The sequence below is a fragment of the Kordia zhangzhouensis genome, assembly GCF_001005305.1.
GTDB classification, from domain to species: Bacteria; Bacteroidota; Bacteroidia; order Flavobacteriales; family Flavobacteriaceae; genus Kordia; species Kordia zhangzhouensis.
Genome location: NZ_LBMH01000002.1, coordinates 268,200 through 283,095, shown reverse-complemented (window position 1 = coordinate 283,095; position 14,896 = coordinate 268,200). Strand labels below are relative to the sequence as shown.

13 protein-coding genes are annotated in these 14,896 nt (G+C 35.9%); 6 read left to right on the top strand and 7 right to left on the bottom strand.

What is annotated here, in order from left to right:
* Positions 1 to 8 precede the first annotated feature (8 nt).
* The 4 genes from rpmF to accC all read left to right on the top strand — a co-directional run bounded on the left by rpmF (position 9) and on the right by accC (position 3,338).
* The gene (rpmF, locus tag AA088_RS02705) at positions 9 to 209 is read left to right on the top strand and encodes a 50S ribosomal protein L32 (RefSeq protein ID WP_046743410.1); all 201 of its coding nucleotides are present in this window, start codon (positions 9 to 11) and stop codon (positions 207 to 209) included.
* 177 nt (positions 210 to 386) lie between these two features.
* Complete coding sequence (locus AA088_RS02700) at positions 387 to 1,385, top strand: beta-ketoacyl-ACP synthase III (protein ID WP_046743409.1); 999 nt, start codon at positions 387 to 389, stop codon at positions 1,383 to 1,385.
* Between the two features lie 20 nt (positions 1,386 to 1,405).
* Complete coding sequence (gene accB / locus AA088_RS02695; protein WP_046743408.1) at positions 1,406 to 1,900, top strand: acetyl-CoA carboxylase biotin carboxyl carrier protein; 495 nt, start codon at positions 1,406 to 1,408, stop codon at positions 1,898 to 1,900.
* A gap of 88 nt (positions 1,901 to 1,988) precedes the next feature.
* Complete coding sequence (gene accC / locus AA088_RS02690) at positions 1,989 to 3,338, top strand: acetyl-CoA carboxylase biotin carboxylase subunit (RefSeq protein ID WP_046743407.1); 1,350 nt, start codon at positions 1,989 to 1,991, stop codon at positions 3,336 to 3,338.
* A gap of 81 nt (positions 3,339 to 3,419) precedes the next feature.
* Here the strand turns inward: accC and AA088_RS02685 are convergent, their stop codons facing one another.
* Both AA088_RS02685 and AA088_RS02680 read right to left on the bottom strand, forming a co-directional pair.
* The gene (locus tag AA088_RS02685) at positions 3,420 to 3,977 is read right to left on the bottom strand and encodes a YbhB/YbcL family Raf kinase inhibitor-like protein (RefSeq protein ID WP_046743406.1); all 558 of its coding nucleotides are present in this window, start codon (positions 3,975 to 3,977) and stop codon (positions 3,420 to 3,422) included.
* 89 nt (positions 3,978 to 4,066) lie between these two features.
* A complete protein-coding gene (locus AA088_RS02680; RefSeq protein WP_046743405.1) occupies positions 4,067 to 4,909 on the bottom strand; it encodes a helix-turn-helix transcriptional regulator in 843 nt (280 codons plus the stop codon).
* 108 nt (positions 4,910 to 5,017) lie between these two features.
* Between AA088_RS02680 and AA088_RS02675 the strand changes: the two genes are divergently transcribed.
* Together AA088_RS02675 and AA088_RS02670 are read left to right on the top strand one after the other, a co-directional pair.
* Positions 5,018 to 6,130, top strand: coding sequence for an NAD(P)/FAD-dependent oxidoreductase (locus tag AA088_RS02675; protein ID WP_046743404.1), 1,113 nt, complete (start codon positions 5,018 to 5,020; stop codon positions 6,128 to 6,130).
* A complete protein-coding gene (locus tag AA088_RS02670; RefSeq protein WP_046743403.1) occupies positions 6,127 to 6,576 on the top strand; it encodes a 3-oxoacyl-ACP synthase in 450 nt (149 codons plus the stop codon). Before AA088_RS02675 ends, AA088_RS02670 begins: the two co-directional genes overlap by 4 nt.
* Positions 6,577 to 6,718: 142 nt before the next feature.
* On the opposite strand, the gene AA088_RS17520 is transcribed toward AA088_RS02670, so the two are convergent.
* From AA088_RS17520 to AA088_RS02645, 5 genes are all read right to left on the bottom strand, one after another.
* The gene (locus AA088_RS17520; RefSeq protein ID WP_052752756.1) at positions 6,719 to 9,757 is read right to left on the bottom strand and encodes an FG-GAP-like repeat-containing protein; all 3,039 of its coding nucleotides are present in this window, start codon (positions 9,755 to 9,757) and stop codon (positions 6,719 to 6,721) included.
* 64 nt (positions 9,758 to 9,821) lie between these two features.
* Positions 9,822 to 10,922: a hypothetical protein gene (locus AA088_RS02660; protein WP_046743402.1), complete on the bottom strand. Its 1,101-nt coding sequence runs from the start codon at positions 10,920 to 10,922 to the stop codon at positions 9,822 to 9,824.
* Positions 10,923 to 11,058: 136 nt separating this feature from the next.
* Positions 11,059 to 12,009, bottom strand: a complete 951-nt coding sequence (locus tag AA088_RS02655; RefSeq protein WP_046743401.1) for an ABC transporter ATP-binding protein — start codon at positions 12,007 to 12,009, stop codon at positions 11,059 to 11,061.
* Between the two features lie 176 nt (positions 12,010 to 12,185).
* The gene (locus AA088_RS02650) at positions 12,186 to 14,345 is read right to left on the bottom strand and encodes a prolyl oligopeptidase family serine peptidase (RefSeq protein WP_046743400.1); all 2,160 of its coding nucleotides are present in this window, start codon (positions 14,343 to 14,345) and stop codon (positions 12,186 to 12,188) included.
* A gap of 143 nt (positions 14,346 to 14,488) precedes the next feature.
* Complete coding sequence (locus tag AA088_RS02645) at positions 14,489 to 14,884, bottom strand: DoxX family membrane protein (protein ID WP_046743399.1); 396 nt, start codon at positions 14,882 to 14,884, stop codon at positions 14,489 to 14,491.
* Between the last annotated feature and the right edge of the window lie 12 nt (positions 14,885 to 14,896).

Genomic DNA, 14,896 nt, shown 5'->3' with positions numbered 1-14,896 from the left:
CATAGAAAATGGCACATCCAAAGAGAAAAATCTCAAAAACTAGAAGAGATAAGAGAAGAACACATTATAAAGCTACAGTTCCTCAAATCGCTACGTGCCCAACAACTGGTGAAGCACATTTATATCACAGAGCACACTGGCACGAAGGAAAATTATATTATAGAGGAAAAGTATTGATTGACAATACATCAGAAGAAAACTTAGCATAAATCATACATGTTTAGTCATAAAAGCTCTCACTTTCGTGAGAGTTTTTTATTTGTTCTCTATTTTCTTGGTAAAAATGTAAAAACAACATAATTTGCCGGGATTATCAGAGATTTTTAGTAATTTCGTTTAATTTTTAATGAATTTTTGTTAAAAAGCAAAAAAACCAACGTGAAGGTATGACCAAAATTACAGCAGCAATAACAGCTGTAGGAGCCTATGTTCCTGAATATGTATTAACCAACAAGATACTTGAAACAATGGTTGATACTAACGATGAGTGGATTACTACTCGAACAGGTATCAAAGAACGCAGAATTCTTAAAAAAGAAGGAGCTGGAACTTCATATTTAGCTATTAAAGCTGCGGAAGATTTACTCGCAAAAAAGAATTTAGATCCTAAAGAAATCGATCTTGTTATTGTTGCGACAGCGACTCCTGATATGCCTGTAGCTTCAACTGCGGTATATACTGCAACTCAAATTGGTGCTACCAATGCGTTTGCATTCGATCTTCAAGCAGCATGCTCAAGCTTTCTATATGGAATGTCTACTGCAGCAAGTTATGTACAATCTGGACGTTACAAAAAAGTGTTATTGATAGGAGCAGATAAAATGTCTTCTATTATTGATTATGAAGATAGAGCGACTTGTATCATTTTTGGTGATGGTGCTGGTGCAGTTTTATTTGAACCAGATGAAGATGGCTTAGGCTTACAAGATGAATATTTACGAAGTGATGGTGTTGGACGTGAGTTTCTTAAAATTGATGCTGGAGGATCCATATTGCCTGCTTCTGAAGAAACTGTAAAGAATAAACAACATACTGTTTTTCAAGATGGTAAAACAGTTTTTAAGTTTGCAGTATCTAACATGGCAGATGTGAGTGCCAAAATCATGGAAGACAACCAGCTAACGAACGAAGATGTACAATGGCTAGTACCACATCAAGCCAACAAACGTATTATCGATGCTACTGCACGACGTATGGGCGTAGACGAAAGTAAAGTCATGATGAACATTCAACGGTACGGAAATACCACTTCGGCAACGTTACCCTTGTGTTTATATGAATATGAAAAACAACTCAAAAAAGGAGATAATCTCATATTTGCTGCTTTTGGTGGTGGATTTACTTGGGGCGCTATCTACTTAAAATGGGCATATAATTCAAACTAAAAACGACTAAAACCTGTATCATGGATTTAAAAGAAATTCAAAGCTTAATTAAATTCGTAGCCAAATCTGGAGCAAGTGAAGTAAAACTTGAAATGGAAGATGTTAAAATTACCATTAAAACAGGAAGTGGCGAGTCTAAAGGAGAAACAACAACTGTGGTTCAACAAATACCAATGGCTGGTATTCCTCAACAAGCAGCTCCTGCTCCAGTAGCACAACCGGTAGCTCCTGCTGCTAAAGAAGTTTCTGCTGCAGCATCAGATGACGACTCAAAATATGTAACAATAAAATCACCAATCATTGGTACTTTCTACAGAAAGCCATCACCAGACAAACCTGCATTTGTTGAGGTTGGTAAATCTATTTCAGAAGGAGATGTATTGTGTGTGATTGAAGCAATGAAACTTTTCAACGAAATCGAATCAGAAGTTTCAGGTAAAATAGTGAAGGTTCTTGTAGATGACGCTTCACCTGTAGAATTTGATCAACCATTATTCTTGGTAGATCCATCGTAAGAAATTTTAAATAATGCTTGGTGCTTTACAAATTATAAAAAGCATCAACACTTACTGATCTTAATTTCAACATTTAAAATTTCAAAAGATGTTCAAAAAAATATTAGTTGCCAATAGAGGTGAAATAGCACTAAGAGTTATTAGAACCTGTAAGGAAATGGGTATCAAAACCGTTGCAGTATATTCAACTGCTGATGTAGATAGCCTTCATGTACGATTTGCTGATGAAGCAGTATGTATTGGACCTGCTCCTAGTAGTGAATCGTATTTAAAAATGTCAAATATTATTGCGGCTGCAGAAATTACGAATGCAGACGCTATTCACCCAGGATACGGATTCTTATCTGAAAACGCTAAATTCTCAAAAATTTGTGAAGAACACAATATCAAATTCATTGGAGCTTCTGCCGAAATGATTGATAAAATGGGAGATAAAGCTTCTGCTAAAGCAACTATGAAAGCAGCAGGCGTTCCATGTGTTCCAGGAAGTGATGGAATTATTGAGAACTTTGAAGAATGTGAAAAATTAGCACTTGAAGTAGGCTATCCAGTAATGTTAAAAGCTACTGCTGGTGGTGGTGGGAAAGGAATGCGTGCCGTATGGAAACCAGAAGATTTAAAACCAGCTTGGGATTCTGCTCGACAAGAATCAAAAGCTGCTTTTGGAAATAACGACATGTACATGGAAAAACTGATTGAAGAGCCACGACACATCGAAATTCAAGTGGTAGGTGATTCTACAGGAAAAGCATGTCACTTGTCTGAACGAGATTGTTCTGTACAGCGTCGACACCAAAAACTAACAGAAGAAGTACCTTCTCCATTTATGACAGACGATTTACGTCAACGTATGGGAGAAGCTGCTGTAAAAGCTGCAGAATATATCAACTATGAAGGTGCTGGAACGGTGGAATTTTTGGTAGATAAGCACCGAAACTTCTACTTTATGGAAATGAACACACGTATTCAAGTAGAGCATCCAATTACAGAACAAGTAATTGATTTTGATTTGATTCGTGAGCAAATTCTAGTGGCAGCAGGTGTTCCGATTTCAGGAAAAAATTATACACCAAATTTACATTCAATTGAGTGTAGAATTAATGCCGAAGATCCTTATAATAATTTTAGACCTTCTCCTGGAAGAATCACAACCTTGCATGCTCCAGGTGGACACGGAGTACGCTTAGATACACACGTATATGCTGGATATGCAATTCCACCTAACTATGATTCAATGATTGCAAAGTTAATTACGACGGCTCAAACGCGTGAAGAAGCAATCAACAAAATGAAACGTGCGTTAGATGAATTCGTAATTGAAGGAATTAAAACAACCATTCCGTTCCATAGACAATTAATGGACCACCCTGATTATGTGGCAGGAAATTATACAACAAAATTCATGGAAGATTTTGAAATGAAACCAGAAGCAGAGTAAAATTCAATCCAGATTCAATATAAAAAAAGCTCCGTACTGATTAAGTACGGAGCTTTTTTATAGTATTAAAAAATACGCATATTACTTTTTTTCGCGCTTGTAATATGCTACTATGCTTGCTTTTGCCAACATATTATTCCAAATATAATATCCTACAACTGCTGGATTTGTATCTTTTGTTAATTCTAAAGAATCCGTCTTCAAAGCATACACCGTAATAATATATTGATGGAATCCGTGACCTTCTGGCGGACATGGACCACCGTAACCAGCACTTCCATAATCGGTAATGCTTTGTATACTTCCCTTAGGGATTAAATTAAGAGATGCATTTCCTGCGTTACTAACAAGTTCACTCACGTTGGCAGGAATATCAAACACAATCCAATGCCACCATCCGCTGCCCGTTGGTGCGTCTGGATCATACATTGTAATTGCAAAACTTTTGGTGCCTTCTGGAGCATTTGACCATGATAGTTGAGGTGATTCATTTTTTCCAGTACAACCAAAACCATTAAATTCTTGCGTTGTTGAAGCTTGTCCTCCTAAATCTTTACTTGTTAAAGTAAATGTATTTTGCCCAAAAGTAGAGGTAACAATCAGTACAAATAATAACAAAAAAAGAGTGGTATGTTTCATAATTAAAAGAGTTTAAAATTATAAAACAAAACTATGCTATGATGCGTGATAAGAAAATATCTGTTAGCTCAAAAAGTAGTGATAAAAGCTCAATTTAATAATTGATATTGCTTAGGAGTCATTCCAAATTTAGTTTTAAAAGCATGGACAAAGTTAGATAAGTTTTCGTAACCAAGCGCTTCAAAAATATCTGAAGGTCTTTTATTTTCATTTTTTAATAAAAAAGCGGCATGTTCTAACCGTTGATTTAGAAACCATTTTATAGGTGGTTGCTGAAAGTGTTTTTCAAATGTTCGCTTGAAAGTAGAAACGCTCATATGAGCTAAAAAAGCAAGTTCTTTCAAAGTGAGTTTCTGTAGCTTGTTACTTTGTACCACATTCATAAAATGACTTGTTTGATTATCTTTTGCCGCTAATAAAAATGACAAAAAATCAGCGCCTTGTGTGGCGACCAAATACAATAAAATTTCTTCCAGCTTTACTTGTAAAAGTTTCTGTTGTGCATTGTACGGAAGTTGTAGCAAATCTTCCAAGCTCTTTACAAACAATCGGATAAAATCGTCGTACTTGCAGGATTTTGCCGAAATTGTAGCTGCAACATTTGTGTTATTAATTTGATGTTTTTCCACAAACTGAAACAAAGCTTCATCCGAAAAAAAGAGCAAAATACTTTTATAAAATTGATTGCTCTCCGACAAATTTTCTGTCATCAAGCAATGACCAGATTTCATAATCAAAAAAGCATCATTGGTTATAGAAATAGGTTGATCACTAGTCGCCACTTTTTTAAATCCTTCTTGTAAAAAGCTAAAGGTATTTTGGGTGAGATTGATTTTACTGTTAAAATGTGAAGTTGTAGATTCATAATTGAATAACTGAATGGACCATTTTTTTTCAGTAATTAAATAATCAGGCAATGTATAAATATGCATATCGTATGGTTCTCAATACACAAAAATACAATCTTGATGCAATTTTTCAATCCAGAATAAAAACAATTGCAAACCTTTAGTTATCTTGAAACGCAAAGAAGGAAGCCTATGAAATTAAGCTATTGGGAATACAAAACATGGTTGCGTAATGTCGATTTCACTATTGTGGGAAGCGGCATTGTGGGATTGAATTGTGCGTTACAACTTCGAAAGCGCTATCCTTCAGCAAAAATTGTAGTGTTGGAAAAAGGAATCTTACCACAAGGAGCGAGCACAAAAAATGCTGGTTTTGCCTGTTTCGGAAGCCTCTCAGAGATTTTAGATGATTTAAACAGTCATTCGGAAGAAGAAGTTGTAAACCTTGTTAAAAGACGTGTAAAAGGCTTGCAATTGCTTCGCAAAACCTTAGGCGATACCACAATTGATTATCAAGGTTGGGGCGGTTATGAATTGTTTACGGAGGAAGATGCTGCATTGTACGAAGCATGTTTGGAAAAAAAAGACAGCATCAATCAGTTACTATATTCGGTTTTTGATGGAAAAGTGTTTAGCGAAGTTGCAAATACATTTCACTTTGAAAAAATTCAGTCACGCTATATTTTTAATCAGTTTGAAGGGCAAATTGATACAGGAAAAATGATGCAAGCCTTGTTGCAAAAAGCAGTTTCGCAGAACATTCACATTTTAAATTCCGTTTCGGTAGATGCATTCTCGGAAGCTGGAAATACAGTACACATACAAACCAATCATTTTGACTTTTACACAAATAAATTATTGATTGCGACCAATGGATTTGCTTCGCAATTACTCAACGAAAATGTACAACCTGCGCGCGCGCAAGTATTAATTACCAAACCGATTAAAAATTTACATATCAAAGGAACATTTCACTTAGATAAAGGGTATTACTACTTTCGAAATATTGACAATCGTATTTTATTTGGTGGTGGACGAAATTTAGATTTTATAGGAGAACAAACGACTGAATTTGCGGAAACTGAATTGATTCAGCAAAAATTAGAAGCGCTTTTACAAACGACCATTTTACCGAATAGAACTTTTGAAATTGACCATCGCTGGAGTGGTATTATGGGAGTCGGAACGCAGAAAAAAGCCATAGTAAAAGCACTTTCCAGTCATGTGTTTTGTGGTGTTCGTTTGGGCGGAATGGGTGTTGCAATTGGAAGTTTGGTAGGAAAAGAATTGGCAGATTTGATATGAAAATTAAAGAATCTTTATACAACGTATGTTTGGAGATTGTCAACGAGCGACATACAAAAATTCAAGAACGTTTTTCGGAAATTCAAGAGGCGATGTTGTCAGAAACCAAAAGTTCGGCAGGTGATAAGCACGAAACCGGACGCGCTATGTTACAATTGGAGCGTGAAAAGATAGGCAATCAATTGGCAGAAATTCAAAAAGTAAAAGAAACCTTGTATAAAATTGATTCGAAATGGGAAGCAACACAAGGTTGTTTGGGAAGTATTGTATATACTTCTCAAGCCAATTATTTTATTGCTGTAAGCGTGGGCAAACTCATTGTCAACAACGATACATTTTATGCTATTGCTACAAATACACCTATTGGAAAATTACTACTTGGTAAAAAAGTAGGTGATGAGGTTACATTTAGAGATCAATCGTTTGTGATTCAAAAGATTTTTTAAACTTGTTTGAAAAGGGTTACTAGAAAGTATAAAGAAGTAATTTTTTAGTTGATTGGCTAACCTAACTAAAAACGTAACCGATAAGAATAAAAAAACTCCAACACTTATATCTGTTGGAGTTTGATTCTCATCATGTAAGTTGTTATAGTTTGATGAATTTTTGGGTGAATATTTTTCCGTCTGATTCTAATCGTAAAATATAGTTTCCTGTTGGTAAGTTAGATACATCAATAGAATGCTCTTTCAATTTTAGGTTCATCATACGTTTTCCTTCTATATTGAAAATTGTTGCAATTTTACCAACCAAATCTACGGGACTATTAATATTCATAATTTTTCCTACTGGATTTGGATGAATGGCTACATTTTCCAAGGTTTCATCAACAATACTAAGTGTTTGTCCTTCGGTAACAATATGATGTGTATTGATGGATGGGTTCACAATATTATCAACAGTTCCAGAAGGCCAGTAAATGATAATATTATTAATTGTGGTATCAGTTCCCAATCCAAAATGTGTATTTAATGTGCTCATAAATCGGAAGCCTTCACCACTTCGTACATCACGAATTTGTACGCCAGAAGCAGTATGTAACTCAATACGAGCTCCAATTCCATTGATATTGCTGGCAACACCTGTAGTGGTAATTTTAACCCAATTGTTACTATTAGTAGTATTTGTATAAAGAGTCGTTCCCGAGATTGCATCAATAAAACCATCATTATTAAGATCTCCAAAAGAACCATTATTTCCAGCAATTACATTATCATATACTGTAAAAGTCATGTCTCCATTTCCGAAAAGAATACTTCCATTAGAAGCTATATCTAAATTTCCATCATTGTCAAAATCGTATGTGGCATTTTCAATTCCTGTATTGGTTAAAGCAGGCAATATTCCAGAAGTGGAAGTTACATCTGTAAATGTACTATTTCCATTATTACGCATTAATTTATGAGTTCCGTTGGCCGTTGAACTTGCTCCTACAAAAACATCCATATCTCCATCATTATCAAAATCGCCCCAAGCAGAAGACCAAGTTTGAATTGGATCTGCTAAGCCTAGCGTAGAAGCAACTTCCGTAAAAGTTCCGCTTCCATCATTTTCATGCATTTCATTGATATTAATAGTTGTAGCACCACCACGACACTTGGCAATAAACATATCCATATCTCTGTCATTGTCATAATCAATCCAAATAGAACCATAATTTCCTCCGCCGGCATCATCTCCTAGTCCACCTTGATTAAAAGTAAGGTTTCCACTTCCGTCATTTATATAGTATACATTTGGGTCAACATCATGACAAACAAATGCATCTAGATGTCCATCTTGATTAATATCCACAAAATTGGAGCGTTGAGAAAAAACATATTCAGTCCCTGAAATTTCTGTAAATCCTGTTCCTGTAGAATTTGCTCGCATAAAAGTTACTCCATTTCCACCACCATATAATAAATCCGTAAAACCATTACGATCAAAATCAGCAGCAGCCAAACTCCACGAAGGAGTATTATCAGCAGCAGTTGTTGTTATGTTTGTAGGTGTAGTTCCTAAACCTCCGGTTGCTTGTTGATAAAATATATTTACATTCGTAGTTCCAATAGAAACCACATCATCTAAAAAGTCACCATCCATATCAACAGCAGCTCTTTGTGTTCCTGTAGTATTTACAGTTGAAGTAGTAAAGCTTGCTGGCGGCGGCGGTGCTAAGGTTGTAAATGTAAGTGGGCCACCCCAAATACTAGCGTCTAAACCACAAATTGCACGTACATATACTTCATAATTGGTAGCTGGAGTAAGTGAAGTTGGATTGACTGTAGTTGAACTTGCCGCAGTTCCTGCACTAGTTGGTGTTCCAGTACCAGCAGGTTGTACAACGTATTCCCAAGCAGTTTCTCCACTATTGGCTACCCATGAAATAGTAGCCGAGTTTTGTGTAATTGTTGATGCAGTTATACTAGAAGGCGCAATACAAAAAGACCCGCAGGTTTCTACTCGTACTAAATCGATTGACATATCACCTTCAAAACCTGTTCCTGTTCCTGTGTGACTAAATTCCAAATAAATGACTTGACCTAGATATGCATCTAAATTTATACCCACAGGAACCCAAGCTTCAGTCGCACTCATTTGCAACTCGCCAACCTGTGTAAAAACGGTTGTAAAAGGACCTGAAGCTGATGTTCCAACTTTTACGTTCAGTGTTCCCATATCACTACCAAAAGCATGTAAATAAAAAGATAATTCGGCACCATCAGTAGCACTAGATAAATCAATTGCAGGACTAACTGCTGAAGCGGTTGCGGTAGTATTTCCAGAAGCTTCATAATTCATAAAGCTTCCACTGCTATATGCTGCACTTGGGCCAGTTCCTGTTGAACCAGAATCATTAGGGATTTCCCACGAACCATTTCCATTATTCAAATCGCCTGTCCATCCAGCAGCAGAATCAAATTCTTCAGTGAAAATATAAGTTGATGAACCAGAACCACAAGTAACACCTGTAGGGGCAGGAGGCGGACAATTGCTTTGAGTGAGTGAAGCACTATTGATACTACAATTAACATCTTGGTCATTTTGAATAGAAATTGTAATGTCAGTACCATTTGCGTATGGACCAAACTGAACAGTTCCTGCAGCTGATAGCGCCTGATTTGCACTACCTTGGTTGTCTGAAATAGTGAGTGACGTTGCAGAACCTAAATCTGAAACGGATACATCTACTAAAAATCCACCACTAGTAGCACAATCATCAACAATGGTATATGCAGCGGTTGGATTGGTACAGGTAGCACAACTTACATCAAAATCCCAAGGAATATACCCATTATCACTACAATTAACCGTTACATCTGAGTTAATAGAAACGGTAATAGTGTCTCCATTTGATTGGAATGTTAGTCCAGTAAGATCACCACCATTTCCATAACCATTATATAATTCTGTGCCATTGGTATCAAGAACAATCAGTTCATCCCATGTATTTTCTACTTGACCAGCATTAAATGTTACTTGCAAAGCAGAGCCATCTGAACTTGTAAAAACAAAGCTAGTAGTATCATTATTGACATAACAATAGGTTGTATTTACTGCGCCTAACGTACAATCGACGGTAGTTTGCGCATTTGCAAAAAAGCAACATGCTAAGAAGCAAATAAGAAGTGTAATTTTTTTCATAGGTTGGTTTTTATAGCTGTTAATCTAATTAGAGATTTACAGCGAAAGTTTAGTTAATAGTTTCTTAATCACATTCGGTTGTTAATCCATCAATCCATTGTCCAATCATTTCGACTGCTTCTTCATGGATAATGCTTCTTCCGAGTAAAGGCATTCTGAACTCTTCAGCAGTAGTATTTAAACGATAGTACATTACTGAACGTTCTTTTAGCGAAGGCGTTACAATTTTGATCATTCCAGGGATTTCGGTATCAGGATCAACACAAATACCCAAGTTTGCATCAATAGAAGATTCATCAAAAGCAAAGCGAACTGGTCGATAATCGCAATGTGATAATTCTTGATGGCAATGCGCACAATTGATGTCAATATAGGAGCGAACACGAAGATTGATAGGTTGTGTGTCATCACTCCATTTTACGACTGTATTAATTGTTTCAGGTAAATTGTTTTCCAGATAACCTTTGTCTATTAGTTTTTGTAATTGGTTTTTAGTTCCATCCGCATAGTCGTAATTGCTGTTAAGGTTTTGAGGTTTAACACCAATAGGAACGGAAGCTTCTCCGCTTTTATGACAAGTGAAGCATTCAACTTCCGAAGGAATTCTGTAGTTGGTGTTTTTCAGCACACCATTTTCCATAAAGTCTATATTAGTAAAAGAGCCTGAAAGGCTAAAAGTAGCTTCGGTTTGAGCATCGTTCCAAATATAGTCTGCAAAATACCAATCATCTGCTTTTTTAAGCATGATTCTAGTTTCTACAATACGAGTATTATTTTCAGGTTGTACATTGTTGTAATAGAATGTTTTGATAAGAAATGTTCCGACAGGAAAATTGATTAGTTCGCTATCACCCATATACGTAGCTTGCACATCATCTGGCATCCATACAAACCGTTTCTTTTTGGCATAATCAGTAAATAATGTAGAAATTGGTTCATAAGGAATTACACCCAATACAGGTTCTTGTTCTTTCATGTCGCCTTCAAAAAAGTGATATTCTGATAATGTATTGAATGGAAAAGCTTCCATGTCAAGTACTACAGGCGACACAGGAATTGGCACGTAGTCATCATCTACAGTAGTGGTGTCATTATCGTCAGCACAAGAAAAAAGCGTAGCGGAAAGTAGCGCTACACTAGCGATTTTGAGTAATTTTTGAATCATGTTTTAGTTTAGTTAGAACACTAATATAGCAAAAAAAACAAATGTATCGTTTGAGTATTAGTGAGTTAGTCAATATATAAAACAACTCAAAACGTTTTTTTCCTACTTTTTAAACGGAATTATTTAAAAAAACTGGCTATAATTGTAGCATTAATGAAGTTTCAACACCATTTTCCAACGCCTCCAAACTTTCAAAAAAAACAATGGTATTTTTATGTTTAGCCAATATTAAATAATGGCTTCCTTTAAAGTAACTTTTACGAACTGTGACTTTAAAGTTAGAGTTTTCAGAAATTTTGAGTTGATGTGGATAGATAAGTAGCGTTTCGTTTTCGGTTTCTATATGTGGAAATAAGTCGCTTGACAATTCGTTAACTTCGCCAAAGAGAGATGCTATATATTTACTTGGTGGATTGTTATACAGTATTTTTGAGTCGTTTTGTGCGATAAGCTCCCCTTTTTTAAGCACAAGAGTTGTATCTGCAAATGAAAGGGCGTCAGTACGATCGTGTGTGGCTACAATGCAGGTAATGTTTTCTTTTTTAAGATAGTGGAAAAGATTTCTGCGCAAGGCGTTTTTACGAAAGTTATCAATATGACTAAACGGTTCGTCCAACAAAAGGATTTCAGGTTCGCGAGCCAATGCTTTGGCAAGTGCGACGCGTTGTTGTTGTCCACCGCTCAAAAGTTTTGTTTTTACATGTGCAAAAGCAGTCATTTCCACCATTTGTAGCAGTTCGTTGACGCGCTGTTCTTTTTTTTCTAGATAGAAATTAGAGAGATGTGTTCCGATGTTTTCAGCAACAGTTGTATATGGCATCAAGTCAAAATCTTGTGCGACGTATTTCATGCGCTCAAACCCAGGAACTAAATGATAACTGGGTCCTAAAATTTGTTCATCATTCCAAAAAATATCACCTTTATCCACATCATGTAAACCGTACAGCAGTTTAAGTAAGGTGCTTTTTCCACAACCACTTTCCCCAATAATAGATACATGTGCGCCTTTTGGAATACGAAAAGAAATATCTTTTAAAATAGGTGTGTTTTTATTATATGAAAAGGAAAGATGTTCAACCGTGAGCATAGCAATTGTTTGGAGGTGCAAAAATACGCAGATAATCCTTTAAATGCTATTTTTTAGATTCTAGAATCATGAATCAAGACTTTTTCTTAATCTTATCTGTTTTAACTTTTTATCAATAAAAAACCGTCAAACGTAGCTTCGTTTGACGGTTTTGTGTGTTTATAAACGATGTTCTCTTAGTCTTTAAACTTTTCTAAGATTGCTTTGTTTGGCAATTCTTTAAAGCCCATATTATACAACGTGAAGCCGTAAATGTCTGCATATTGCTCAATAGTTTTTGAAATAGGTGTTCCAGCACCGTGTCCCGCATCCGTTTCAATACGAATAAGTGTTGGATTGTTTCCTGCTTGTTTGGCTTGCAATTCGGCAGCAAATTTAAAACTATGTGCTGGCACAACACGATCGTCATGATCGCCTGTTGTGATTAGTGTAGCGGGATATTCAACCCCTTCTTTAACATTATGAACCGGAGAATACCCTTTTAGGTATTCAAACATTTCTTTGCTATCATTTGCAGTTCCGTAGTCGTATGCCCAACCTGCACCGGCAGTAAATGTATGGTATCGTAACATGTCTAATACGCCAACAGCAGGCAAGGCCACTTTGATTAAATCTGGGCGTTGAGTCATGGTTGCTCCTACTAATAAACCACCGTTTGAGCCTCCGCGAATAGCTAAGAAGTTACTTGAAGTATATTTTTCATCAATTAAATATTCTGCGGCAGCGATAAAATCATCAAAAACATTTTGCTTTTGCATTTGAGTACCTGCTTTGTGCCATTCTTTACCGTATTCGCCACCACCACGAAGATTAGCCACTGCATAAATTCCTCCTTGTTCCATCCAAACCACATTAGCCACACTAAAAGAAGGCGTTAAGGAAATGTTGAAACCTCCATAACCATATAGAATTGTTGGATTTTCCCCATTCATTTTAACTCCTTTTTTGTGGGTAATAATCATCGGAATTTTTGTGCCATCTTTTGATTTATAGAATACTTGTTTGCTTTCGTATTGATCTGGATCAAAGTCAATTCCAGGTTTTCTATATACATTAGAAGTTCCATCTGTAGGATTGTAAGTATAGGTTGTACTAGGCGTTTTGTAGTTGGAAAATGAATAATATAAAACTTCATCTTCTTTTTCTCCATTAAATCCTCCAGCACTTCCAACGCCTGGTAATTTTATTTCACGAACTAATTTTCCTTCATAGTCATATTGCAATACTTTGGAAACAGCATCTACCATATATTCTGCAAAGAAATAACCTGAACCTGTCGAAATGCTTAATACATTTTCTGTTTCAGGAATAAAATCTTGCCAGTTTTCAGGAGCTGGATTTGAAGCATCAACGGTTACTATTTTTTGATTTGGTGCATTCATGTTGGTCATGATATACAATTTTGACCCTACATTTTCAATAATATATGAGTCAGTATCAGTATGATCTAAAATTGTTACAATTTCACTATCAGGCTTAGACAAATCCTTCATTAACATTTTATTCCCTGAGGTAGAAACTCTAGGATAAATAAATAAATAGTTTCCATCTTCAGTTACGCTTCCGCCTATGTATCTATGTTTCTCTTCTGGTGTTCCTCCATAAACCAGTTTGTCTTCTTTTTGAGATGTTCCAAGTTTATGATAATATAATTTGTGTTGATCTGTTTTGGCAGACAATTCACTTCCCTTAGGTTTGTCATAACTAGAATAGTAAAAACCTTCATTTCCTTTCCAAGATATTCCAGAAAACTTGATGTCTACTAATGTGTCTTCTATAACTTCTTTGGAAGCAACGTCCATAATGATAATTTTACGCCAATCGCTTCCTCCTTCTGAAATAGAATAGGCAACAATTTCTTTATTGTCAGAAAAATTTAGCCCACTACCTAAAGAAATCGTTCCGTCTTCGGCAAATTTATTAGGATCTAAAAATACTTCTGGCTCGCTATCACCTTTTTGGCGGTAAATTACAGATTGATTTTGCAGCCCGTCGTTCTTGTAAAAATAGGTGTATTCACCTCTTTTTACAGGGGCACTGATACGTTCATAGTTTACCAATTGCGTATATCGTTTTTTGAGTGCGTCACGAAATGGAATACTATCTAAATACCCAAAAGTTGTTTTGTTTTGTTCTTTTACCCATGCTTCAGTTTCTGGAGAACGGTCATCTTCCAGCCAACGATATGGATCTTTTACTTCAGTTCCAAAGTAGGTGTCAACTTCTTCTTTTTGTTGCGTTTCTGGATACGTCACTTTAATTTCAGTTTTTTCAGGTTCTTTCTCGCAGGAGAAAAAAAATAGTGCGAGACAACTAATTTTTAGTATATGTTTCATAGGATGATTTTTTAGTATGTGTGATTAAACAAATATTAACTAAAATATTCGTTAGATACACGATTGGTCTTTTTCAAATGTACTTCAAAAAAAACCACTTCAGAACAAATAGAAGCGGTTTTAACAAAATACTAAGATTTCGTTCAATAAAATAATGGTCGGAACTGTGACCAGTGTTTATAGATTAAGATTCCGTTGAGTACTACGACAATAATAGCTCCAATCATTCCGCCAGAAAGGTCTAAAAAGATGTGAAAAAGAAAAATGTTTACAGAAATAGGCGCAAGAAGAATTAAAGCAAAAGGCACCCATTTTTTGATTATGAGTAATATTCCAATATATACTTCAAGTGCCCCGACAATTGGAAGGATATATCCAGTAGCGCCTAGAGATGCCATAAAACTACTTGCGTTAGGAGGTAGTGAAGGTTGAGGCATGAAGCCGGTACCATTGAAAATCATAAAGAGTTTGTTGGCGCCAAATACGATGAGGATTAGCCCCAAAACAAAGCGAATGATTTTAGTGAATTTTGAGTTCATACGCAAAATATT